We start from the raw sequence: 22,853 nt of genomic DNA on the forward strand, positions 1-22,853 counted from the left end.
TCCCTTGCGTGTGTCACGCGGCCGGCATCGGGGCGAGCTGCCCGTCGACGAACTGGGCCAGCGCGCGGACCGTGGGGTGGTCGTGGGTGAGGGAGGCCGGCAGGGGCAGCCGGAAGGCCTGCTCCAGACCGGACCTGACCTGCTGGGCCATCAGGGAGTCCAGGCCCAGTGAGACGAATTCGGCGTTCGGGTCCAGTTCGTCGCCCTCCTCCAGGTGCAGGACGGCGGCGACCTTCTCGCGGACCGCGCCGGTGACGGCGGCGAGCCGTTCGGCCGGGGGCAGCGCGGCCAGCGCGGCCAGGTCGAGGCCGGTGCCGTCGTCGTCGGGGGCCTGCCGGGCGAGCCGGTCGTAGAACAGGTCGCCGGTGACGCTGCCCGCGACGTAGCGGTCCCAGTCGAACTCGCCGACTATCCGCTGGGTACGCGGCCGGTCCCACAGCCGGGCGAGGGTGTCCAGGGCCCGGGTCGGGGAGAAGAAGCGTACGCCGCTGCGTTCGATCTCCTGGCTGAGGTGCTCCTCCAGGCGGGCCGACATGCCGACCCGGGCCCAGGCGCCCCAGTTCACCGACAGGCCCGGCATCCCACGCCGGCCGCGCCACTCGGCGAGCGCGTCGAGGGCGGCGCTGGCGGCGGCGTAGTGGCCCTGGGTGGCGCCGCCGAGGACGGAGGCGATGGAGGAGTAGGCGACGAAGAACTCCAGCTCGGGGAAGGAGGTCCCGGCGGCCTCGTGCAGCAGCCAGCCGCCGTACGCCTTCGCGGCCAGCTGGGCGTCGATCGACTCCCAGGTCAGCTCGGAGATCAGCTTCTTGTCGTAGGACCCGGCGGCGTGCACGATCCCGCCGACCGGGCGGGGCCCGGCGGTGAGCTGCCGCACCATGCGCCGTACGTCCTGCGGGCGGGAGATGTCGGCGCGCACGACGTCGATCTCGACGTCGGCGGCGAGGTCGGCGAGGACCTGCGCGGCCTCCTCCGTGGCCCGTCCGCTGCGGCTGACCAGGGTGAGGTGCCGGGCGCCGAGGGCGGCCAGCTTGCGCGCGGTGACCAGGCCGAGGCCACCGAGTCCGCCGGTGACCAGGTAGGTGCGGTCGGCGCGCAGGCGGGCCGGGCCCTCCTCGACATGGTCGGCCCGCTCCTCGCCCAGGTCCTCCGGCAGCGTCACCCAGGCACGGCCGAGGGGGTCGGACAGGGCGGTGCGCAGCGCCTCTCCGGTCTCGTCGAGCCGGAAGCGGGGCGCGGTGTCGTCGGGGGAGCCGGTGGCGTGGACGACGGCCGCCGCGGGGATGGTGAGTGTGGAGCGGAACGTGCCGTCGTGGCGTACGAGGACCTCGTCGCCCGGCGCGAAACCGGTGCCGTCGGCGGCGGCGAGGACCGTGCCGCCGGCCAGCCTGCCGAGCAGCGGCGGCGGCTCCTCCTCGGCCTCGTTCTCCTCCCTGCGTTCCGCACGGCCGGAGTCGAGGGCGGTGCGGGCGTCCTCCGCCGTCAGGCCGACGGCGTGGACGCGGACCTGGACCTCCTCGGCCTGCGGGGCGAGGCCGGTGGCCGGGGCGAGGGCGAGATCGGAGAGGTCGCCGGAGTCGGGGGCACGCAGTTCGAAGTCTCCGGACCAGGTGAGGGCGGTGTCACCGGCGAGCAGCCGACGCACGTAGCGTCGGCCGGGACGGTGGGCGATCTGGTACTCGCCGGGCGGTTCCGCGCGCCACTCGCCGGCCAGCGGGGCGAGGCCGCTGCCCGGGGCGAGGTCGACGAGGGTGGTCCGGTACTGGGGGTACTCGGTGAGCAACACCCGGCCGAAGCCCCACAGGGTGGCGGCGCCGATGTGACCACCGTCGCCGGCCGGATCGCCGGGCAGCCACTGGGCTCCCTCGGTGACCAGCCACAGGCGGGGCGGCCGGGGCGTGCCGGAGGTGTCCAGCGCGCCGACGAGGGCGAGGATTTCGCGGTAGTTGTCCTCGCACTCGGCGCGCAGCCTGTCCGCGGACATCTCCCCGGGGTGCTGCCGCCAGACGCGGCAGACGTCGGTGACGGTCGGGTCCTCCAGGACGGCCTTGAGGTCGGTGAGGTCGGTCAGCCAGGTGACCTTCAGACCGGGCTCGCCGACGAGTTCCGCGACGCGGGCGGCGGACGGGTCGAGCAGCACCACGTGCCGGGCGGCGCCCCCCTCCCGTGCGGGCAGGCTGCGGCGCACCCACTCGGGCCGGTGCAGGAACTGCCGGCGGCCGGTGCGGCCCTCGGGGCGGGCCATGCGGACGCCGAGCAGCTCGGCGACCGGCTCGCCGTTCTCCAGCAGCAACACGTCGGCCAGGCGCCGGTCCTGTTCGCCGCGGACCCGGGCGAGCACGCGCAGCGTCTCACCGCGCGGCTTGCGGAAGTGCCGTACGGAGGTGATCTCGCGCGGGACGAACACGGGGCCTTCGGGGTCCAGGACGACCAGGGCCTGGACGGCGGCCTCCAGCAGCTCCGCCGGGACGTGCTCGACGGCGGTGGCGTCGCGGCCGGTCAGCTCGCCGGTGATCACGCCGTCGCCGTGCCGGGCGGCGCGCACCAGCAGCCGCATGCGCTGCCCCTGGGGGCGGCCGACGGACGCGAGGTCGGTGTAGATGTCCTCGTCGTCGATCTCCTGTCCGGCCGGGGGCAGTGCCGCGTCCAGCTCGGCCAGCTCCGAGACGGGGACGAGGGGTTCGCGTTCCGCCGTGACGACGGCGGTGGCGTGCAGGTTCTCCTCGCCGCCGACGACGGTGAACACCTCCGCCTCGGCGCTGCCGTCGGGGCGTGGCCGCCAGCGGGTGGTCAGCGCGGTCACCGTCTCGGCGGGCAGTTCGAGCGGGGCCAGCAGCCTCAGGTCGCGGACGGCCGAACGGGCGTGGCCGCGGACGGCGTCCTGCACGGCGAACAGCAGGTCGACGTAGGCGCCGGCGGGCAGGATCGTACGGCCGCCGTCGGCGAGGTCGGCCAGCGCACCGAGGTCCTCGGCGGTGAACTCCGCGGTGAACTCCCGTACGCCGCTGGCGAATCGCTCCTCGGTGCCGAGCAGCGGGTGCCGTGCGGTTCCGTGTGCGGCCGAGCGGCGGGGGCCGGCGGAGGGCAGCCAGTAGCGCTTGCGCTGGAAGGCGTAGGTCGGCAGGTCCACCCGCGCGGGTACCGGGTGGCCGGAGTGGTAACCCTGCCAGGAGACGGTGAGGCCGGCCGCGTAGTAGTCGGCGAGCGCGGTGAGGGTGGTGGCGGTGGTGGTGTCACGGCGGCGCAGACTGGCCAGCCACAGGTGGTCCTCGGCGGAGATGCCACGCCGGGCGAGAGCCGTGAGCGCGGCCTGCGGGCCGATCTCGATCAGGGCGTGCCGTCCGCGTTTGGCGACGGCGCGGATGCCGTCGAGGAAGCGGACGGGTTCGCCGATGTGCCGCACCCAGTATTCGGGGTCGCCGATCTCCCGGAACCTGGCGAGGCGTCCGGTGACGTTGGAGATGAGGCTGATCGTCGGCTCGTGGAAGGTGATGCCGTCCAGGGCGGCCCGGAAGTCGTCGTACACCTCGGTCATGAGCGGGGAGTGGAAGGCGTGCGAGACGGTGAGCCGGTCGACGCGGACACCGCGCTCGGTGAGGATGCCGAGGACTTCGTCGAGGGCTGCGGTGGCACCGGAGACCACCGTCTGGTCGGGGGCGTTGACCGCGGCCAGCGCCAGGTCGTCGCGCCCCTGGAGCAGCGGGGCGACGTCCTCGGCGGGTGCGGCGACGGCGGCCATGCCGCCCTCCGCGCGCACGGCCTGCATCAGCCGGGCGCGGGCGGCGACCAGCCGGACGGCGTCGGGCAGGCTGAACAGGCCGGCGACGGCAGCGGCGACGACTTCGCCGATGCTGTGCCCGATGAGCACGTTCGGACGCACGCCCCAGGCCATCCACTGCTGGGCGAGGGCGTACTCCAGGGTGAACAGGGCGGGCTGGGTGTACTCGGTACGGTCGATCGCCTCGGGGTCGGCGGCGGTGCCGAGCAGCAGTTCACGCACGGAACGGCCGAGGTGCCCGGTGAACAGCCGGTCGCACTCGTCGACCTGGGCGCGGAAGACGGGGAAGGCCTCGTACAGGGCGGCACCCATGCCGGCGTACTGGGAGCCCTGGCCGGAGAACATGAACGCGGTCTTGCGCAGGCCCAAGGGGCCCTCGTGCTCGGCCTCGGCGGCCTGGTCGAGGAGCCGGGCGAGCGCGGCACGGTCGGCGACGGGGGCGGCGACGCGGTAGGGGTGGTGGGTGCGGGCGACGTTGGCGGTGTGGCACACGGCGCCGAGCGGCAGCTCGGGGCGCTCGTCGAGCGAGCGACGGTACGCGGCGGCGAGTTCCCGCAGCGCGGCGGCGCTCTTGGCGGAGAGGGTGAACAGCGGTGCGGCTCCGGCGGTGTCCGTCGCGGGAGGCTGCTCGGGCGCCTGCTCCAGCACGACCGCGCCGATGGTCCCGGCGAACCCGAAGCTGTTGACCACGGCCCGCCTGACGTCCGCCTCCCACGGCTCGCACGCGGTGGGCACCCGCAGCGGGTACAGGTCCCACGGGATGCGCCCTGAGGGCGTGTCGAGGTTGAGGTGCGGGTAGATCGTGCCGGAGCGCAGCTGGAGCACCGTCTTGATGACGCCGACGATGCCGGAGGCGGGCTCCATGTGGCCGAAGTTGGTCTTCACCGAGGCGACCAGTACCGGGCGGTCCTGGGTGTGGGATTCGGCGAACACGTCGCCGATGGCGCCGAACTCGATGGGGTCGCCGAGCGGGGTGCCGGTGCCGTGCGCCTCGACGTACTGGATGTCCTCGGGGGCGAGGCGGGCGGCCGTCAGGGCGCTGCGGATGACCTTCTCCTGGGCGGGCCCGTTGGGCACGGTCAGGCCGGCGCTGTCGCCGTCCTGACCCACGGCGGTGCCGCGCACCAGGGCGAGGATCCGGTCGCCGTCCCGCTCGGCGTCGGAGAGCCGCTTGAGGACGACGACACCGCACCCCTCGGCGCGCGCGTAGCCGTCGGCCGCCTCGTCGAATGTCTTGCACTGTCCGTCCGGGGAGAGCATCTGGGCGTTGGAGAACATCACCGGGATGCGCGGGTGGTGCAGTGCGTTGACGCCGCCGCACAGCGCGATGTCGGTCTCGCCGGCACGCAGCGCCTGCACGGCCAGGTGCAGGGCGACCAGGGAGGACGAGCAGGCGGTGTCGACGCTCATGCTGGGACCGCGCCAGCCGAGGAAATACGACAGCCGGCCCGACAGCGGGAACATCGTGATGCCGGACGCCAGGTGGCCGTCCAGCTCCTCGTACGGCAGCGAGTCCAGCTCCAGGGCGTAGTCGATGGAGCTGGCGCCGATGTACACGCCGCCGTTGCCGCGGCGCAGCGGGGCGGGGTCGATGCCCGCGTGCTCCAGTGCCTGCCAGGCGGTCTCCAGCAGCAGCCGCTGCTGGGGGTCCATGTAGCGGGCTTCCTTCGGGGAGATGTTGAAGAAGGCGGCGTCGAACAGGTCGATGCGGTCCAGGAACCCCCCGGCCGAGGCGCGGATCTTGCCCTTGTCGTCGGGTCCCTCGGGCGTGAACGCCTCGACGTCCCAGCGGTCCCGGGGGATCGGGCCGATCCCGCTGCGGCCTTCCCGCAGGAAGGTGTCGAACTCGTCGGGCGAGCCGCTGCCGCCGGGGAACCGCAGACCGATTCCGACGATCGCGACCGGCTCGGGCGCCTGCTCTGATTCCGTACGCGGCATGGGGCGACTCCTCAGCTTTCCTGGATGGCCTGGGTCAGGTGGTCCACGAGATGGGCGATCGTCGGCTCGTTGAAGAGCACGTTGACGTTGATCGACAGGTCCAGGAGCTGCTCCAGGCTCTGCCGTATTTCGGTCAGCCGCAGTGAGGTGAGGCCGAGATCGAAGTAACTGATGTCGAGGGGGAGGTCCTCGGTGTCGTCCATGAGCAGGACGGTCCTGAATTTCTTCAGAACGATCGTCTCGATTTCCTCGGCGAGTTCGCTGCGCGGCAGGTCTCGCAACCGCTGGATCGTGCTGTCGACGGATGGCATGCGGTCATGCAAGCAGCGCCGGCTGACGCCCCGCTGACGGCTCACGGCCGCTCCGACGGCCGGATCGGTTCGGTCAGCGAGGCGTCAGCGCCGGGTCAGATTCCGCTGCCAGGCTCGCAGTGCTCCAAGAAATCCACTGGCCGAATCCACTCGCCGTATCCGAAAGGCAGAAAATGCTTCGCGAAGCCGCGCAGGAGGAGAGTGCCGAGGCACCTTCCCGATTCAAGAGTTACGACCTATACATCGCGGGCAAGGACGTCGCCGGGGACGGGTGGGTGTACACCGTCAGCGGCCGGTCCCTGCTGGAAGACGTGTTCACCAGCGTGAGTCTGAAGCGTGTCCTGGAGCAGGACCCGGAGTCCGAGGCTGCCAGGCACCCGTACGTCGTGGGGCGCTGCGCGGTCGCCGACGACAACGCCATCGACCTGGCCACGCAGGCGGCCGCGGCCGCCGCGCCCGACTGGGCGGCCGTGCCGCTGGAGCGGCGGATGCGCCTGGGCACCCGGTTCCGCGAGGAGCTGATCAAACACCAGGACGAGTTCCTGCGCATGCTGGTCTCCGAATCGCACCCGGTGAAGCTGGCCCGCTGGGAACTGAGCTGCCTGCTGCAGATCTACGCCCCGGGCTCTCTGCGCTGGTACGCGAAGCAGATGCGGGTGGAGAAGGAGTACGCCGGCCGCACGCTGGTGCTGCACCGCCAGCCCGACGGGGTGGTGGCCTTCAACCCGCCGCAGAACGCCCCGCTGCCCAGCGCCGCGCTGTGCGTGCTGGCGCTGATGGCCGGCAACGCCGTGGTGGTGCGCGCACCCCGCAGCATCGCGCTGAGCACCATGTGGCTGTTGCGCGACATCGTGGCTCCGCTGCTGGAGGAGCTGGACGCGCCCGCGGGGGTGCTCAACGCGGTGTGCAGCAATCCGAAGCAGACCCTGGACCGCTGGATCGCCGACCCGCTGATCAACGACATCTTCTACATCGGGGGCAGCCAGGAGGGCCTGCGCTTCGAGCAGCAGTGCGTGGCGCACGGCAAGAAGCCCATCCTCGAACTCGCCGGCAACGACGGCATCGTGGTGTGGAAGGACGCCGACGTGAAGTGGGCGGCCGAGGCCATCACAGAGGCCTTCTACGGCTCCGGCCAGATATGCATGGTGCCCAACTATGTGCTGGTCCACCCGGATGTCGCCGAGGAGCTGATCGCCGAGGTGAAGGAGCAGGTCAAAGGCATCAAGCCGGGCCTGCCCGAGGAGGAGGACGTGCTGCTGTCGCCGGTGCGGCGCAGCGAGCGCTTCTTCCGGCTGCTGCGCCAGGCCCTGGACAACGGCGCCGAACTCGTCACCGGCGGGCACCGTATGGAGCTGGACGGCACGGTGTCGGAAACGGGCGTCTTCCTGCAGCCGACGGTGGTGCGGGTGGACGGACTGGACCGGGCCCGCACCTACGACGTGGTGCGGGAGGAGACGTTCTTCCCGCTCATCCCGGTCGTGGTGGCCGAACGCGACAACGACGAGGCACTCCTCGAGGCGTTCCTGCAGTTCGTCAACAGCAACGACTACGGGCTGCGCAACTCGCTGTGGTCGCGCTCCGACCACGTGGTCGAGACCTTCGTGCGCCGGGTCGTCAACGGCGGTCTGCTGAAGGTCAACGACTCCCACATCGGCTTCCTGCCGTACCTGCCCAGCCACGGCGGAACCGGCCGTACCGGCGGCGCCTTCGGCGAGGCCAACTACCCGATGCTCAAGACCTCGCACGTGCAGGGGGTCAGCATCGCCCGCGGCGTCAGCCCGTACGACGCGGTGTTCGGCGCCTGACCACAGGCACCCTCGTTCTTCCGGAGGTTTTCCATGCGTTCCCTCGAGACCGCCCGTTCCGTCTGCGAGCAGTTCCATCCCGGACTGCTCAAGGAACTCGAGCAGATCCCCCACGCCGACCGCGAGCGACCCGGCAGCCCGGTGATCGACCTGTTCCGCATCCACGGCGGAGTCGGTCTGCTGATTCCGCAGGAGTACGGCGGCCACGGCGCCGACCCGCTGGACGCGCTGAGGGTGCAGCTGGCGCTGGGCGCGGTGTCCCCCTCGCTGGTCGCGGCGGTGTCCATGCACCACTTCACCGCCGCGATGCTCTACGCGCTGGCGGTCAAGGCGGGCCGGCTCACGGACGCGCAGACCGCGCTGCTGCACCGGGTCGTGCAGGATCAGCTGGTGATGGCCTCCGGCTGGGCCGAGGGCCGGACCGCGCAGAACATCCTCAGGCCGGCGGTGACCGCGCGGCCGGTCGAGGGCGGGTTCCTGCTCAGCGGCGCCAAGAAGCCGTGCAGCCTGTCCCGCTCGATGAGCCTGCTCACGGCGAGTGTCGCCATCCACGGCGAGGACGGCGGCGTTCCGGAGCTGGCGCTCGCCCTGGTGCCGGCCGACGCCCCCGGCCTGTCCGTGCACCCGTTCTGGGGCAGCGAACTGCTGGCGGGCGCGGAGAGCGATGAGGTGCGTCTGGAGGACGTGTTCGTGTCGGCCGACATGGTGGTGCGGGCCGGTGCCGACGATCCGCATCGCCTGGACGACCTGCAGTCGGCCGGGTTCGTGTGGTTCGAGATGCTGATCTCCGCCGGGTACGCGGGCGGCGCGATGGCGCTCGTGGAGCAGGTGCTGGAGCGGGAACGCGGCAGCGCCGCGGAACGGGCCGCCCTCGCCGTCGACATGGAGGCCGCCGTAGCGCTGCTGGAGGGTGTCGCCCGGGCGACCGGTCCGGAGCCGGGCGACGAGGAGTCGGTGGCCCGCGTCCTGGTGGCCCGCTACGCCGTCCAGAACGCCCTGCCGGACATCGCCTCGCGCGCCCTGGAGCTGCTCGGCGGCACGGACTTCATCAAGAACTCCGCGCCCGCGCAGACCGCAGCGGCGCTGCGCGCCCTCGCCTTCCACCCGCCGTCCCGCGCCGCCGCCGCCGAACCGCTGCTGCGGTACTTCGCCGGGGGCGAACTGGTCCTGTCCTGAGCAGGCCTCCCGACTACCCCACACCCTTGGAGTGAGCGACACGTGACCGTCATCCAGGAACCACCCGCGGCATCGTCCGCGGAGGCCGAGGCGCAGATCCTCGGACTGTACCGGGCCCATCTGAGCAAGGGCCGGGCCACCCTCGCCGAGTTGTTCGGCAGCCACATGGAGGTGGCGTCCGAGGGTGCCTGGCTCACCACGAGCGACGGCGAACGCTTCCTCAACGCCGGCGGCTACGGCGTGTTCATCATGGGCGCCCGCCACCCGATCGTCATGGAGGAGGTGGAGCGCCAGCTGCGCACCCACCCCACGGCGACCCGCATCCTGCTGGAGCCGACCGTGGCCCGTGCGGCCGAGTCGCTGGTCTCCGTGCTGCCACCCGGCCTGGACCGGGTGCACTTCGCGCTGTCGGGTGCGGAGGCGGTGGAGACCGGGCTCAAGCTGGCCCGCGCGAACGGCTTCAAGCGGACGGTGTCGATGCGCGGCGGCTACCACGGCAAGACGCTGGGCGCCCTGTCGGCCACCGCCAAGGACGTCTACCAGCAGCCGTTCCGCCCCCTGGTGCCGGACTTCCTGCATCTGCCGTACGGCGACGCGGACGCCCTGGAGGCCGAGCTGGCCGCACACCCGGGCGAGGTCTGCGTGATACTCGAACCGGTCCAGGGCGAGGGCGGTGTGATCATCCCCCCCAAGGGCTACCTCAAGCGGGTCGAGGAACTGGTCCGCGAGTACGGCGGCTTCCTGATCCTCGACGAGGTGCAGTCCGGCTTCGGGCGGCTCGGCGAGTGGTGGGGCGCGGACATCGACGGCATCGTCCCGGACGTCCTGCTCACCGGCAAGGCACTGGGGGGCGGGGTGATGCCCGTCTCGGCGGCCGTCGCCACCCGCAAGGCGTTCCGCCCCTTCGACAAGGACCCCTACGTCCACACCGCCACCTTCTCCGGTCAGCCCGTGCTGATGGCCGCTGTCCAGGGCGCGATCCGGGCGGTGAAGGAGGAGCGGCTGGTCACCCGGGCGATGGCCCTCGGCGCCCGGCTGCTGCCGCGGATCGCCGAGATCGCCCACCGCAACATCCCCGACCTGGTGGTGGACGTGCGCGGCCGGGGTCTGCTGATCGGCGTGGAGCTCGTCGAGGCCGGGCTGGCCGGCGAGCTGCTGATCGAACTGTTCAACCACGGCGTGGTCGCCAACCACTCCATGAACGGCAGCTCGGTCGTGCGGTTCACCCCGCCCGCCGTGCTCGGCGACACCGACGTGGACTTCCTCCTCAACTCCTTCGACCTGGCCACCCGCGACCTCGTACGGGGCGCGGCCAAGATGCCGGAAGGCGGTAACTGATCGTGCGGCACGTCGAACTCGATGCCCTGATACCCGCGGAGCAGGCCGAAACGGTCCTGCACGCCGTACGGCGCTGGGAGCGGTACCCGGACCTGGCGCCCCACGTCAACGCGACCACGGTGCACGCCGCCTACCCCGCCGCGGACGCCTCCTCCAGCTGGGAGCTGCACTTCCGCAGCGGCCTGCTGCGCTGGACTGAGGACGACACCGTCGAGCCGGAGTGCGGCGAGATCCGCTTCGAGCAGAGCGACGGCGACTTCGACTCCTTCTCCGGGACCTGGTCGATCACGCAGGCCGGCGACGACGTCGCGGTCCGCTTCGACGCCGACTTCGACTTCGGCATCCCGAGCCTGGAGGGCATCCTCGACCCGATCGCCGAACGGGTCATCAAGGAGACCGTCGCCTGGGCCCTGACCGGCCTGTTCCCGGCCACCCGCATCCAGGGCGGCATCGAACTGACCACGCCCGCCGCGGTCGGCGCGTAGGAACGCCGAGGAGCTGACCATGGACCAGGCGAACCCCTTCGAAACACCGCGGACGTTCTCGCTGCACCGCGCCGAGTACCTGGTGGGTCTGGCCGTCACCACCGGTCTGATCATCGCCCACTTCGACGAGATCCGCTGGCTTCCGGCGATCGGGCTGTTCCTCTACATCGACCTCATCGGTTACATCCCGGGCGCGATCGCCTTCCGGCGCAGCGGTGGGCGGCCCATCCACAAGGCGTACTACGTCCTGTACAACGTGATGCACAGCTTGATCACGCAGGGCGTGGTGGCCGCGCTGTGGTGCTGGCTGGTGAAGCCGGAGTGGGCGCTGCTGGTGCTGCCGTTCCATCTCTTCGGCGACCGCGGCCTGTTCGGCAACTTCATGAAGTCCTTCGCACTGCCCTTCGAGCCGGTGCGCCAGCCCGGCTACCTGCGGCTCCTGGACGACCTGGGCCTGCCCCGCCCCGCGCCGGTGGGGCACGCCCAGGACCCGGCCCCGGTCGGGCACGTCCCGGCCCGCCCGGCACGTGAGCGGGAGGTCGTGCGATGAGCACCGCGACGGACCTGCGCACGGCCGCGCCCCCGACGCCGGCCGTGGCGCCCCGCAGGGGGACGGGGACGCACCGCCCCGTGCGGCAGGACCCGGCCGAGCGGCGGCGGGCGCTGTACCACCTGGCCTCCCCCGTGTCGGTGCTGACGACCGGCCCCGAGGGCCGCATGCACGGCACCACCGCGAGCACGGTGACCCTGGTGTCGCGCGAGCCGCTGCTGGTGGGCGTCGCGCTGCGGGCGGGGTCGTCGTTCGCCCGGCTGGCCGCCGCGGAGGGACGGTTCGCGATCAACGTGCTGCGCAGTGAGCAGGCTGACGTGGCACGCCGGTTCGCCGACAGCGGCCGCCCCGACGGCAGCGCCCAGTTCGCGGGCCTGCCCTGGACGGCGGACCCGTACGCGCACGCCCCGCTGATCGCGGGCGCGCTCGCCCATTACACCTGCCGCTTCCACTCCGTGCACACCGCGGGCGACAGCGAGCTGCTGCTCGGCTACGTCGTGCGCGCCACGGCGGACGCGGGGCTCCCCCTGCTCAGCTATGCCGGCGGCCTGTATGCCGGCTCCCTGCTCCCGGCGAAGGAGGACACCGCATCATGACCGCACCCGTGGCTCCCGAGGCGGACTGGGACGAGGCGCCCGGTCTGCTGGACGGCGCGAAGGAGCTCGCCCTCGGCCCCGAGGAGTGCGACCTCGCCTACTGGATCACCTCGGTGGCCCAGGGAACGCTGCGCGAGCGCGGTGTGACCGGCCACCACGAGAACGCCGTCGTGCCGGACTTCCTGAAGAAACCCGGTCCGCTGCGCGAGGCGCTGGTACTGGAGTTCGGCTTCCGCGGACTGTCGGAGGAGCTGGCCACCCGGCTGCTCGGCCACTACGTGTCGATCGCACCCGGGATCCCGGAGATGGAGTTCTACGCCACCCAGCTGCTCGACGAGGCGCGGCACGCCCGGGTCTTCCGCAACCACCTGGTGGAGTTGGGGGAGCCCGCGGACACGCTGCTGAAGGACATCGACGAGATGGCCCGGGACTACCGCAAGCGCGTCCTGGACCCGGTGGTCGACTTCACGCTGGACATCGTCCGCGACCAGGCCGACTTTCCCGGCGGTGTGGCCGTGTTCGCGATCGTCATCGAGGGCGTGCTGGCCCCGGCGGCCGAGCTGAGCGAGCGCAAGTGGACTCCGCTGTCCCCGGCCACCGGCGAGATCTCCCGGGGCACCGCCATCGACGAGATCCGCCATCTGACCGTCGCCAGCACCATCCTGCGCGATCACGTGGAGGCGCACCCGGAGTACCGGCCCCGCCTCCTCGAGATCCTGCGGGCCGGCGTGCGGCTGTGGGACGAGATCCCCGACCGGGAGTTCGTCATCCACCGCGAGGAGCTGTTCCAGGAGGGCATGCTCCAGCACGCCGACAAGATCGGCGACTACGAGATCTGGCCCGGTGTGCGGATGCTCGACACCACCCCGGAGCAGCGCTACGACATGGCCGAGCAGTGGACCGACGAGATGGCCGAGGCCCGCATGAAGTACATGGGCCTGCCGCTGGAGGTCCTCAGCAGTCCAGGAGCGGGCGCATGAGCACCGGCCGGGCCGCCGTGATCTGCGGTATCGGGTCGTACGTCCCGCCCGATGTGGTGACCAACGACGACCTGGCCCGGCGGCTGGACACCTCCGACTCGTGGATCCGGTCGCGCACCGGGATCGCCCGGCGGCACGTGGTCTCCTCCGGCACCGCTACCGGTGACCTGGCGGTGGAGGCGGGCCTGAGAGCGCTGAAGTCGGCGGGCGACGACCGGGTCGGGGCGGTGGTGCTGGCCACCACCACCCCGGACCAGCCGTGCCCCGCGACCGCTCCGCAGGTCGCGGCACGGCTCGGACTCGGGCAGGTGGCCGCTTTCGATGTGTCCGCCGTCTGCTCCGGCTTTCTGTACGGGCTGGCCAGTGCGGCGGGGCTGATCGCGGCCGGGGTCACGGAGAGCGTGCTGCTGATCGCGGCGGACGCGTTCACCACGATCATCAACCCCGAGGACCGCACCACCGCGGTGATCTTCGCGGACGGCGCGGGCGCGGTGGTGCTGCGCGCGGGCCGTGCCGACGAGGCCGGGGCGATCGGTCCGATGGTCCTGGGCAGCGACGGCGCGCTGAGCCACCTCATCGAGGTGCCGGCGGGAGGTTCCAGGCAGCGGTCGTCCGGGCGACCGGCCGCGCCGGAGGACCACTACTTCAGGATGCTGGGCCGGGAGACCTACCGGCACGCGGTGGAGACCATGGCCGCCACGTCCGCCGAGGCGGCCGGACGGGCGGGCTGGCAGCCGGCCGACGTCGACCGGTTCGCCGCGCACCAGGCCAACGCCCGGATCCTGGAGGCGGTTTCGGAGCGGCTCGGCATTCCCACCGAGCGCCGGCTGAGCAACATCGCACGGGTCGGCAACACCGGCGCCGCCTCCCTGCCGCTCCTGCTGGCCGAGTCCGCGGCGGAAGGCCGGCTCGCCGCCGGGCACCGTCTGCTGCTGACCGCGTTCGGCGGCGGGCTGTCCTGGGGTGCGACCACCCTGGTCTGGCCGGAGCTGCAGGTTTTCTGACCCACCGTCACCCACGCGTCGAGCCGGCGGGCAGACCCGCACGAGCCCTCTCGGCCCGAGCAGTACGCGGAGTGCGTACACCTTCGGATTCATCTTCGAAAGGAAACCGACATGCTGGAGCAGCTCAAGGAAATCCTGTCCAACAAGCTCAAGGTGTCGTCCGAGGCGATCAGCCCTGAGGCCACCCGGGAGGACATCGAGCTCGACTCGCTGGCCGTGGTGGAGCTGTCGTTGCTGCTGAAGTCCGAGCTGGACCTGGACATCAGTGACGACGACCTGATGGAGGCTCAGACCGTGGCCGACATGGTGCGGCTCATGGAGGAGCGGAGTGCGACGGTCTGATGGCCGCCATGGACATCGCCGTCACCGGGCTCGGCCTGGTCACCCCGGGCGGTATCGGGGTCGGGCCGAGCTGGGCGGCGGTCTGCGACGGCAGGCCGGCCGCCGCCCTCGATCCCGTGCTGGCGGACAACCCCGTACGTATCTCCTGCCGTGTACCCGGCTTCGATCCGGAGCAGTTGCTCAGCGCCCGGCGGGCGCACCGCCTGGACCGGTTCGTGCAGTTCGCGCTGGTCGCCGCGCACGAGGCGGTGGCCGACGCGGGCCTTGACCCCCAGACCTGGGACGGGGCACGGGTGGGCGTGGTGCTGGGCTGCGCCGACGGCGGCCCGGGGACGGTCGAGGAGCAGCACCACGTGCTGTGCGAGCAGGGCGCCGACCGGGTCTCGCCGCTGTTGCTGCCCATGCAGCTGCCGAACATGCTGGCCGGGCAGACGGCCATCGAGTTCGGTGCGACCGGCCCCAACCTGGTGGTGGCCACCGCCTGCGCCTCGGGCGCGACCGCCATCGGGACGGCCCGGGACCTGCTCACCCTCGGCCGCTGCGACATCGTCCTGGCGGGCGGCAGCGAGGCCATGATCACTCCCCTGGTCATGGCCGGCTTCGCCCAGATGGGTGCGCTGTCGAAGCGGCACGACGACCCGGCGTCCGCGTCCCGCCCGTTCGACGCCGACCGGGACGGATTCGTCGCCGGCGAGGGCGCCGGGATCCTCGTCATGGAACGTGTCGCGGACGCCCGCGCCCGCGGCGCCCACGTCCACGGCCGGATCGTCGGTTACGGCGCCACCGCCGACGCCCACCACATGACGTCGCCGCATCCGGACGGCGCCGGCATCGAGGCGGCCGTACGCGCGGCCCTCGCCGACGCCGGCGCCGACCCGGACGATGTGCAGCACGTCAACGCCCACGGTACGTCGACGCCGCTGAACGACCTGGCGGAAGCGCGCATGATCCGGCGGACCCTGCGCGGGGACCCGCTGGTCACTTCCACGAAAGGAGTCACCGGACACCTGCTGGGTGCGGCGGGGGCGGTCGAGGCCGCGTTCACCGTGCTCAGCGTCGAACACGGCCTCGTCCCGCCCATCGCCGGGCTCGTCATGCCCGACGCGCGGGTCGAGATCAAGCTCGCCCAGACGCCCACGTCCATGCCGATCGATCTCGCCGTGAGCAACTCACTGGGTTTCGGCGGCCAGAACACGGCCCTGGCCATCGCGCCGGCCTAGGACATGGGACGCCACACGCCCTGGTGGCGAGACGCACCGGCAGCCGTCCGCGCGGATCCCGAGCGGGCGGCTGCCGGTCGTCGTAGGCGCGGCACCCGCCGAGCGCGCAGCCATGGGGGCGGCCCGTGGTGCCCGCGCCCGCCTCCTGCCCCTGTCCCTGTCCCTGTCCCGCCGTGAAGGTCCCATGCCCGCCGGAGGTTCCCCGCCGAGTACCGGCACCCCGTCACCGGGGCGGCTCGGCACCGGTCACGTCCCGTTCCAGGCCGTCGCCGCGGCGGCCCCGCCGGTGACGGACGGCACCGTACCGCTCGCGTTCGTCCTCGGCGGCGGCACGGGGCGGCCGTCCGCCCTCCCCTTCACCGGAATCACCCTGCTGTGCCTCTCCCCCGGGCACGCGGTCGGGCGCCCTTCGCAGGGCAGATGCCGGCCCCGTGCCCGCCATGGACGCCACACCCCGCCCCACGTCAGGAGTCAGCCATGCACGACACCAATGAGCTGCTGAAGGACGGGCCGGACACAGTACGCCGGCTGGCCCGCCGCCGCTACGACCTCGACCCGGCCGCCCTGTCCGACGCGCTGCGCGAGCGGAACGACGCGCAGGCGGAGGTGACGCGGCTGCGCACCGAGCTGAACCGCACGGCGAAGGCCCGCCGCTCCGGACCGCCGCCCGAGGCGGAGAAGGAGGCCGCACGCGCGCTCCGCGCCGAGGTGCAGCGGGCCGAGGCCGCCGCCCGCACGGCCGCCGCCCGGTTGACCGATCTGCTGCTGTCCATCCCCAACGTGCCGCTGGACTCCGTCCCGGACGGCGACTCCGAGAAGGAGGCGGTGGAGATACGCCGGGGCGGTCCGGCGCCTCGTCCGGCGGACGGCGCCCGCCACCACGCCGAGATCGGCGAGTCACTGGGCATCCTGGACGGCCCGACGGCGGCGAAGCTGTCCGGTGCCCGGTTCAGCGTCGCCCGCGGCGCCGGGGCACGCCTGGAGCGGGCGCTCGGCGACTTCTTCCTCGACCTGCACACCCGGGAGCACGGCTACACCGAGCAGTCCGTGCCGTTCCTGGTCGGCCGCGACACCATGACCGGCACCGGACAGCTCCCCAAGTTCGAGGAGGACCTGTTCCGCACCCGGGTCGGCGACCGGGAACTGTTCCTGATCCCCACCGCCGAGGTGCCGCTGACCAACCTGGTGGCCGGGCAGCTCCTCGACGCCCGCGAGCTGCCGTACGCCTTCACCGCGCGCACCCCCTGCTTCCGCGCGGAGGCGGGGGCGTACGGCCGGGACACCCGGGGCATCCTGCGGCTGCACCAGTTCGAGAAGGTCGAGCTGGTGCGCATCTGTGCACCCGAGGACGCGCAGGCGCAGCTGGAGCTCATGGTGAACCACGCCGAGGAGTGCCTGCGTCGCCTCGAACTCGCCCACCGCGTCGTCCTGCTGCCCGCGGGCGACATGGGCTTCGCGGCGCGGATGACGTACGACATCGAGGTGTGGCTGCCGGGCAGCGGCTCCTACCGCGAGATCTCCTCCGTCTCCGACTGCGGCACGTTCCAGGCACGCCGGGCGGACATCCGGGTCAAGCGGCCGGACGGCCGCAGGACGCCGGCCGCCACGCTCAACGGCTCGGCGCTGCCGATCGGCCGCACGATCGCCGCACTGCTGGAGCAGGGCGTCCAGGAGGACGGTTCGGTGCTGCTGCCCGAGGCACTCGTCCCGTACACCGGTTTCCGCCGGATCCTGCCGGGCGGCGCGACCGAGTGACAAACGCGAGAGGGGCGGGCGCCGGGACCTCGTCCCGGCTCCCGCCCCTCTTCGTTGTACGGGCGCTTCAGGCGCCCATCATGTGCACGCCGCCGTCCACGTGCACGATCTCCCCCGTCGTGCGGGGGAAGAAGTCCGACAGCAGCGCGACCACACCGCGCGCGGCCGGATCCGGGTCGGTGAGGTCCCAGCCGGCCGGAGCCCGGTGCTCCCAGACCTGGGCGAGTTCCGGGAAGCCGGGGATGGATCGGGCGGCCATGGAGCGCAGCGGCCCGGCGGCGACGAGGTTGCAGCGGACACCGCGTCCGCCCAGGTCTCGGGCCAGGTAGCGGCTGGTCGACTCCAGCGCCGCCTTGGCGACGCCCATCCAGTCGTAGTGCGGCCAGGCGACGGCGGCGTCGAAGGTGAGCCCGACCACCGAGCCGCCGCGCGGCTCCATCAGCGGAAGGCAGGCGGTGGTGAGCGCCTTGAGGGAGTACGCCGACACCTGCACCGCGGTCGACACGTCCGCCCAGTCGCCCTCGAGGAAGGAGAAAGCACCCTGCGGGCCGTAGGCGATGGAGTGCACGAGGCCGTCGAGGGAGTCGGTGTGTTCCCGGACCCGGTCCGCGAGGGTGTCCAGGTGGCCCTGGTCGGTGACGTCCAACTCGATCACCGGGGCGGGCTTGGGCAGCTGTGCGGCGACGCGTTCGATCAGGGAGAGCCGCCCGAAGCCCGTGAGGACGATCTCGGCGCCCTCCTCCTGGGCGATGCGGGCCGCGTGGAAGGCGATGGACGCGTTCGTGACCACTCCGGTCACCAGGACGCGCTTGCCGGCGAGGAGTCCGCTCATGCCCGGGCCACCGCCCCGGGAAGCTCCCGCACCAGCGGGGAGTCGTGGTCGAGGGCGCCGAGGGCGCCGGCGCCGCCGGGTGAGCCGAGACCGGCGAAGAACTCGGCGTTGGAACCGGCGTGGTCGCCCCACTCGGCGGGCACGTCGTCCTGGTAGTAGATGGCCTCGACGGGGCAGACCGGTTCGCAGGCCCCGCAGTCGACACATTCGTCCGGATGGATGTACAGAGCGCGGCTGCCCTCGTAGATGCAGTCCACGGGGCACTCGTCGACGCAGGAGCGGTCCTTGACGTCGACGCAGGGCAGGGCGATGACGTAAGCCATCGTCAACTCCTTCACTCGGCAGGGATGTTCTTTCGGACCGGGGACTCGGCGATCGGTTCCCCGGTGGTCCGCTCGCCCAGCATCAGGACGGTGGCGGCGAGGGCGGCCATGGCGGCGGCGATGACCGCGAAAAGGGCCCCGGGGCCGTGCGACTCCAGAACGGGCAGCAGGACGAACGGCAGTGCGGCGGCGCTGAGTTTGGACAGGGAGTAGGCGGCGCCCGAGGCGGTGGCACGGATGGCGGTGGGGTACTGCTCGGAGAGGTACACGTGCGAGACGCTGGAGAAGACGTTGCTGCACAGCGTGTAGAGGAATCCGAACGCCACGATGAGGGCGGGCGATCCGGCGTAGGCGAAGCCCAGACCGCACGCGACCATCGCCGCGGCGGAGGCGGCCACCAACGTCCTGCGCTCCATGCGGTCGACGATCGGCAGCGCGAGCGCCGATCCGATCGGGTAGCCCAGGAAGGACAACGCGGTGAAGCCGAGGCCGGCGACGATGTCGTAGCCCTTGGCGGCGAGGATCTGCGGGGCGAGCGTGCCGAAGCCGTAGTAGCCGACCACGGAGAGCACGCAGAAGATCCACAGGACCACGGTGCGGCGCCGCATGCCGGGGCGGAACACGTCGCGCAGACGCGGTTGTTCGGCGGCGAGGGCTTCCGGCGCGGCCGGGACCGCGGGGAGGGGCCGCACGGACGCCTGAGCCTCCATCCGCCCCACCAGCTCCTCCGCCTCCGCGACGCGGCCCTGGGCCGCCAGCCAGCGCGGGGACTCGATCAACCGGCGGCGCAGCACCCACACCACGGCCGAACCCAGCGCGCCGATGACGAACAGCCAGCGCCAGCCGTCCACGCCCAGCGGGGTCAGCGGCACCAGCCACAGCGCGGCGAAGCCGACTGCGGGCACCCCGCAGAAGGCGAGGGTGTAGGCCCAGGCGATGTACCGGCCGCGCCGTTTGGCGGGCAGCACATCGGCCAAGTAGCAGTCGGACAGCACCTGTTCGGCGCCGATTCCGATACCTGCCAGGAAGCGGGTGGCAATCAGCCAGGTCGCGTTCGGTGAGAAGGCGCCGAGCAGGGAGAAGCCCGAGTAGATCGCGAGGTTGATCAGGAAGGCGCGGCGCCGGCCGAACCGGTCGGCGATCCGGCCGAGCACCAGCGAACCGATGAACTGGCCGATGAACACGGAGGCCAGGACGAGCTTGAGCTCGGTCGCGCCGAAGGCGAAGTCGTCCTGGAGCACCTTGGCGATGGTGCCCGACAGGTTGTTCTCGAAGGTGTCGAAGAGCAGGCCGACACCGATGACCGCCGTGAGTCTGCGGTGCATCGGTGTGATCGGCATGCGGTCCAGGCGGACCCCGATCGCGGCGGGAGCGGCGAGGCCGCTCGGCGCCGTGGTGGTCTGGGACATGGGAGGCTCCTTGGAACTGCTGGATCCTGGGAAGGAACCGCCCGGGCCGCCGGCCGGCCCGGGCGTACGGCCCGGGGGTCCGGGGCTGTGGGGCTGTGGGACTGGGGGATGGGGGAACGCCGGGAACGCGCACGAAGCGGAGGGGAGGAGCGGGTTCAGGCGGCCCGGGCGGCCCGCCGGATCTCCTCCTCCACGTCACCGCGCCGCACGGGCGCGCTGACCTCGTGCAGATAGGAGGCGACCTCCTTGTACGAGGCCCAGAAGCCGACCTCGTGGTACGGCACGCCGCGCTCGGCGCAGTACTCGCGGGTCAGCTCCCGGGCGCGCGGGAGGTTCTTCTGCGGCATGGCCGGGAACAGGTGGTGTTCGACCTGGTAGTTGAGGCCGCCGTAGAGGAAGTCGACCAGGCGGTTGGGGCGGATGTTGCGGGAGGTGAGGACCTGGCGCTCCAGCCAGTCGAGGCTCTCCTCCTCACCGTCGCGGACCTGCATGCCCTTGTGGTTGGGGGCGAAGATCATGCCGAAGTAGACGCCCAGGCAGGCGTGCTGCACCGCGAGGAAGGCGATCGCGAGGCCCGGGGACAGCACGGTGAAGACGAGCGTGAGGTAGACGGTTGCGCGCAGCAGGAGCAGGAACGACTCGAGTACGGGCCGCTTGGTCTTGCCCTGTGCGATCGACACCACGGCCGTCCGGAGCATCTTGAAGTTCTCCAGGACGAGCAGCACGAAGAACAGCACGCTCTGGTAGCGCACGACGAACTTCTGCGTGCCGCGCCGGCTCGGGTACTGCTTGATGTCGAAAATCGCGGTGCGCCGGCCGATGTCCGGGTCCATGTCGAGGTGGTTGGGGTTGCTGTGGTGCCGGTTGTGGTGGTTGACCCACCAGCCGTAGCTGACCCCGTTGATGAGGTTGGCGTGGATGTAACCGACGGCGGAAGCGGCCTTCTTGCCGCGGAACATGGCCTTGTGTCCGGCGTCGTGCCACATGAAGGCCGACTGGCCGCCGCACAGGCCCATCCACAGGGCGGTCAGCAGCTGCCACCAGGAGTCGCCGAGCGCGAAGAACGCGGCGAACCCGACCAGCAGCAGGGTGGTGTTCAGGGCCAGGCGGCCCACGTAGTAGCGCGGGTCGAGGTCGAGGAGACCTTCCGCCTTGACGCGTTTGAGGAGCTCGGCGAAGGATGCCGAGGCCCCGGTGCGCTGCCCGGCGTCCGCGACGGCGCCGGCTTGCTGTATCTGCGGCTGCATGCGTTGCTCTCCTTGGGAGAAGTACCCGGTTCGGGCGGCGGCGCCGCTGCCCCGCGGACCTGCGGGCGCCGCGAGTCGACAGTGCTCCCGCTGCGGTCAGGAACGCGCGGGCGGTGTCCGCCCGGTGGCCCGGGCAGACCGGAGTACGCGCCGCTCCCCCGCCCGGGCCACCGGGCGAACGTGTGTCCAGCGTGGTGCGCCGCGCTGATGTGGCACTGATACCGGTCTGACCGGCGGCCGACGTGGCGTTCAGGCGGTGGTCGTGCGCAGCCGCTCGTCGAGCGCCCGGACAGCGTTGTCCGCGGCACGCGCCACGTCCTGGTCGTCGGGAGCGCCGATGACGGCCATGAGCTGCTCGACGACGGTGTGCTGGAGTACTTCGGTTTCGACAGTGGGCTCGGGGATGGCGCTCATCTTGGACGACTCCTGTTCCGTGAAAGGTGCGGGAAGGCCTGCTCCGGTACCTCAGAAGGCGTTGCAGGCGCGGAAGACGTGGGCGAATCCGGGGAGCGAGGCCTGAGGGCCGTCGAAGGCGACGTACTCCGGGATGACCACGTCCGGAGCCCACTTCTGCTTGTAGGCGAGCTGCGTCTGCGCCGGGTACAGCGCGGCGCCCTCGGCCCACAGCGCATGCATCAGCCACTGGAACGCCGGGCTGTGGCCGTCGAGTTCGTGGCCGGCGTCCAGGCCGGTGAACGGGGTGAATCCGAAGTGCAGCCACTCGACGCCCTCGGCCCGGAACACCTCGATGGCGTGCGCGTTGATGGCCTCCATGAGGCCCGGCGAGTCGTCCGGGAGGCGGCGGCTCAGGTCGTGCATCCAGCCGGCGCGGCTTCCGTAGACCGGCGAGTACGAGATGTACGCAACCGGCTTGCCGTCGATGGTGCCGCTGAACAGTCGGCGGTGCGCCTGCACCTCGCCGCCGATCTGCCCGACCAGGAACTCCAGTTGCCGTGCCCCGCCCTTGGAGCCGAGCCAGGCCTCGTCGATCGCGGCGATCGCCTGCTGCCAGTCCTCCGCCGGGACTTCCCGGACCACCAGGCCGTTGCGGCGAGCCCGGGAGATCTTGTTGCGCAGCTGCATGAAGCGGGTGCCGCGCAGCGTGAACTCCGGCAGGCTCACGGCCCAGGAGGCGCCGACCTGGTTGACGGTGAAGCCACGGCGGACGTAGTGCTCGGCGTCGGCGCGCTGGAGCTGGATGCCGACGAGGGTGCGGCCCTCGTCGCGCACGTGCCGGCGGAAACCGTCCAGGAGGGGTTCGTAGGCGTCCTTCGCCGCGAAGGGGCCGCCGAACTGGACGGCGTACCGACCCGTGCGGCGGTACACCACGATGCCGTCTGCACCGGGCATCGTGAATATGCTGTTTCCGCTGTTGAGCGCCAGGAAGGCGCTCGGATTCCCACTTGCGGTGTGCGTGCGTATCGCGTCGAGAACCGGATTGCCGGTCGTGGTCGCGGTCATTTCCTTTCCCCTTCCGGGAGCGGTTGCTTTCGACCCGAGTAGAGCACCGGTGCCATCCGCGAGGAAAGACCTGACAGGAATTCGTCGACCACGTCAGAGACGTGTCAGCGTCCCGTCAGGAACCCCTGCCAATGTTGTTGACGTGACCGGCACGGAAAAACGAAAGCCGGGAACGAGGAGAGGTGCCCGGAGCGGCTTAACGGGGACCAACGAGCACGCCTCAAGGTCGGGCCACAACAGCCCACGCAGGTTCGAATCCTGCCCTCTCCGCAAAGGCGGCACCACACACAACGCCGCCACCCAGGA

General features: G+C 71.8%; 19 protein-coding genes and 1 pseudogene. 12 read left to right on the top strand and 8 right to left on the bottom strand.

Annotation, left to right across the window (positions count from 1 at the left end; translation table 11 throughout):
• Positions 1-13: 13 nt before the first annotated feature.
• Positions 14-5,713, bottom strand: coding sequence for an SDR family NAD(P)-dependent oxidoreductase (locus ACIQHQ_RS20935; RefSeq protein ID WP_402613390.1), 5,700 nt, complete (start codon positions 5,711-5,713; stop codon positions 14-16).
• A gap of 11 nt (positions 5,714-5,724) precedes the next feature.
• On the bottom strand, positions 5,725-6,024 hold the full coding sequence (locus ACIQHQ_RS20940) for an acyl carrier protein (RefSeq protein WP_402613391.1): 300 nt from the start codon (positions 6,022-6,024) through the stop codon (positions 5,725-5,727).
• Between the two features lie 173 nt (positions 6,025-6,197).
• Here ACIQHQ_RS20940 and ACIQHQ_RS20945 point away from each other — a divergent pair, with 173 nt between their 5' ends.
• The 11 genes from ACIQHQ_RS20945 (at position 6,198) to serS (ending at position 17,275) form a co-directional block, all read left to right on the top strand.
• Positions 6,198-7,829 (top strand): aldehyde dehydrogenase family protein, encoded by a 1,632-nt coding sequence (locus tag ACIQHQ_RS20945; RefSeq protein ID WP_402613392.1) that lies wholly within the window; start codon positions 6,198-6,200, stop codon positions 7,827-7,829.
• A gap of 33 nt (positions 7,830-7,862) precedes the next feature.
• Positions 7,863-9,005: an acyl-CoA dehydrogenase family protein gene (locus tag ACIQHQ_RS20950; RefSeq protein WP_402613393.1), complete on the top strand. Its 1,143-nt coding sequence runs from the start codon at positions 7,863-7,865 to the stop codon at positions 9,003-9,005.
• Positions 9,006-9,047: 42 nt separating this feature from the next.
• On the top strand, positions 9,048-10,343 hold the full coding sequence (locus ACIQHQ_RS20955) for an aspartate aminotransferase family protein (protein WP_402613394.1): 1,296 nt from the start codon (positions 9,048-9,050) through the stop codon (positions 10,341-10,343).
• 2 nt (positions 10,344-10,345) lie between these two features.
• Entirely contained in the window at positions 10,346-10,828 is a 483-nt protein-coding gene (locus ACIQHQ_RS20960; RefSeq protein WP_402613395.1) for a type II toxin-antitoxin system RatA family toxin, read from the top strand.
• A gap of 19 nt (positions 10,829-10,847) precedes the next feature.
• Complete coding sequence (locus tag ACIQHQ_RS20965; RefSeq protein ID WP_402613396.1) at positions 10,848-11,378, top strand: hypothetical protein; 531 nt, start codon at positions 10,848-10,850, stop codon at positions 11,376-11,378.
• Positions 11,375-11,974 carry a flavin reductase family protein gene (locus tag ACIQHQ_RS20970; RefSeq protein WP_402613397.1) on the top strand — a complete coding sequence of 200 codons (600 nt, stop codon included), beginning with the start codon at positions 11,375-11,377 and terminating at the stop codon, positions 11,972-11,974. Before ACIQHQ_RS20965 ends, ACIQHQ_RS20970 begins: the two co-directional genes overlap by 4 nt.
• Entirely contained in the window at positions 11,971-12,954 is a 984-nt protein-coding gene (locus tag ACIQHQ_RS20975) for a VlmB-like protein (protein ID WP_402613398.1), read from the top strand. Before ACIQHQ_RS20970 ends, ACIQHQ_RS20975 begins: the two co-directional genes overlap by 4 nt.
• Positions 12,951-13,958: a beta-ketoacyl-ACP synthase III gene (locus ACIQHQ_RS20980; RefSeq protein ID WP_402613399.1), complete on the top strand. Its 1,008-nt coding sequence runs from the start codon at positions 12,951-12,953 to the stop codon at positions 13,956-13,958. The genes ACIQHQ_RS20975 and ACIQHQ_RS20980 overlap by 4 nt, the downstream gene beginning before the upstream one ends.
• Positions 13,959-14,069: 111 nt before the next feature.
• Positions 14,070-14,300 carry a phosphopantetheine-binding protein gene (locus tag ACIQHQ_RS20985; protein WP_402613400.1) on the top strand — a complete coding sequence of 77 codons (231 nt, stop codon included), beginning with the start codon at positions 14,070-14,072 and terminating at the stop codon, positions 14,298-14,300.
• Complete coding sequence (locus ACIQHQ_RS20990; protein ID WP_402613401.1) at positions 14,300-15,520, top strand: beta-ketoacyl-[acyl-carrier-protein] synthase family protein; 1,221 nt, start codon at positions 14,300-14,302, stop codon at positions 15,518-15,520. Before ACIQHQ_RS20985 ends, ACIQHQ_RS20990 begins: the two co-directional genes overlap by 1 nt.
• A gap of 477 nt (positions 15,521-15,997) precedes the next feature.
• Positions 15,998-17,275, top strand: coding sequence for a serine--tRNA ligase (gene serS, locus ACIQHQ_RS20995; RefSeq protein WP_402613402.1), 1,278 nt, complete (start codon positions 15,998-16,000; stop codon positions 17,273-17,275).
• Between the two features lie 67 nt (positions 17,276-17,342).
• On the opposite strand, the gene fabI is transcribed toward serS, so the two are convergent.
• The 6 genes from fabI to ACIQHQ_RS21025 form a co-directional block, all read right to left on the bottom strand.
• The gene (gene fabI, locus ACIQHQ_RS21000; protein WP_402613403.1) at positions 17,343-18,107 is read right to left on the bottom strand and encodes an enoyl-ACP reductase FabI; all 765 of its coding nucleotides are present in this window, start codon (positions 18,105-18,107) and stop codon (positions 17,343-17,345) included.
• Entirely contained in the window at positions 18,104-18,430 is a 327-nt protein-coding gene (fdxA, locus tag ACIQHQ_RS21005) for a ferredoxin (RefSeq protein WP_402613404.1), read from the bottom strand. Before fdxA ends, fabI begins: the two co-directional genes overlap by 4 nt.
• Positions 18,431-18,441: 11 nt before the next feature.
• A complete protein-coding gene (locus ACIQHQ_RS21010; protein ID WP_402613405.1) occupies positions 18,442-19,839 on the bottom strand; it encodes an MFS transporter in 1,398 nt (465 codons plus the stop codon).
• Positions 19,840-19,994: 155 nt separating this feature from the next.
• Complete coding sequence (locus ACIQHQ_RS21015) at positions 19,995-21,086, bottom strand: fatty acid desaturase family protein (RefSeq protein ID WP_402613406.1); 1,092 nt, start codon at positions 21,084-21,086, stop codon at positions 19,995-19,997.
• Positions 21,087-21,335: 249 nt separating this feature from the next.
• The gene (locus ACIQHQ_RS21020; protein ID WP_402613407.1) at positions 21,336-21,500 is read right to left on the bottom strand and encodes a hypothetical protein; all 165 of its coding nucleotides are present in this window, start codon (positions 21,498-21,500) and stop codon (positions 21,336-21,338) included.
• A 51-nt stretch (positions 21,501-21,551) separates the two neighbouring features.
• Positions 21,552-22,547, bottom strand: coding sequence for a DUF2156 domain-containing protein (locus tag ACIQHQ_RS21025; protein WP_402613408.1), 996 nt, complete (start codon positions 22,545-22,547; stop codon positions 21,552-21,554).
• A gap of 176 nt (positions 22,548-22,723) precedes the next feature.
• Between ACIQHQ_RS21025 and ACIQHQ_RS21030 the strand changes: the two are divergent.
• Positions 22,724-22,817 (top strand): annotated as a pseudogene (locus ACIQHQ_RS21030).
• Positions 22,818-22,853 lie beyond the last annotated feature (36 nt).

The organism is Streptomyces sp. NPDC092370 (genome assembly GCF_044755265.1).
In the GTDB taxonomy this organism is placed as follows: domain Bacteria; phylum Actinomycetota; class Actinomycetes; order Streptomycetales; family Streptomycetaceae; genus Streptomyces.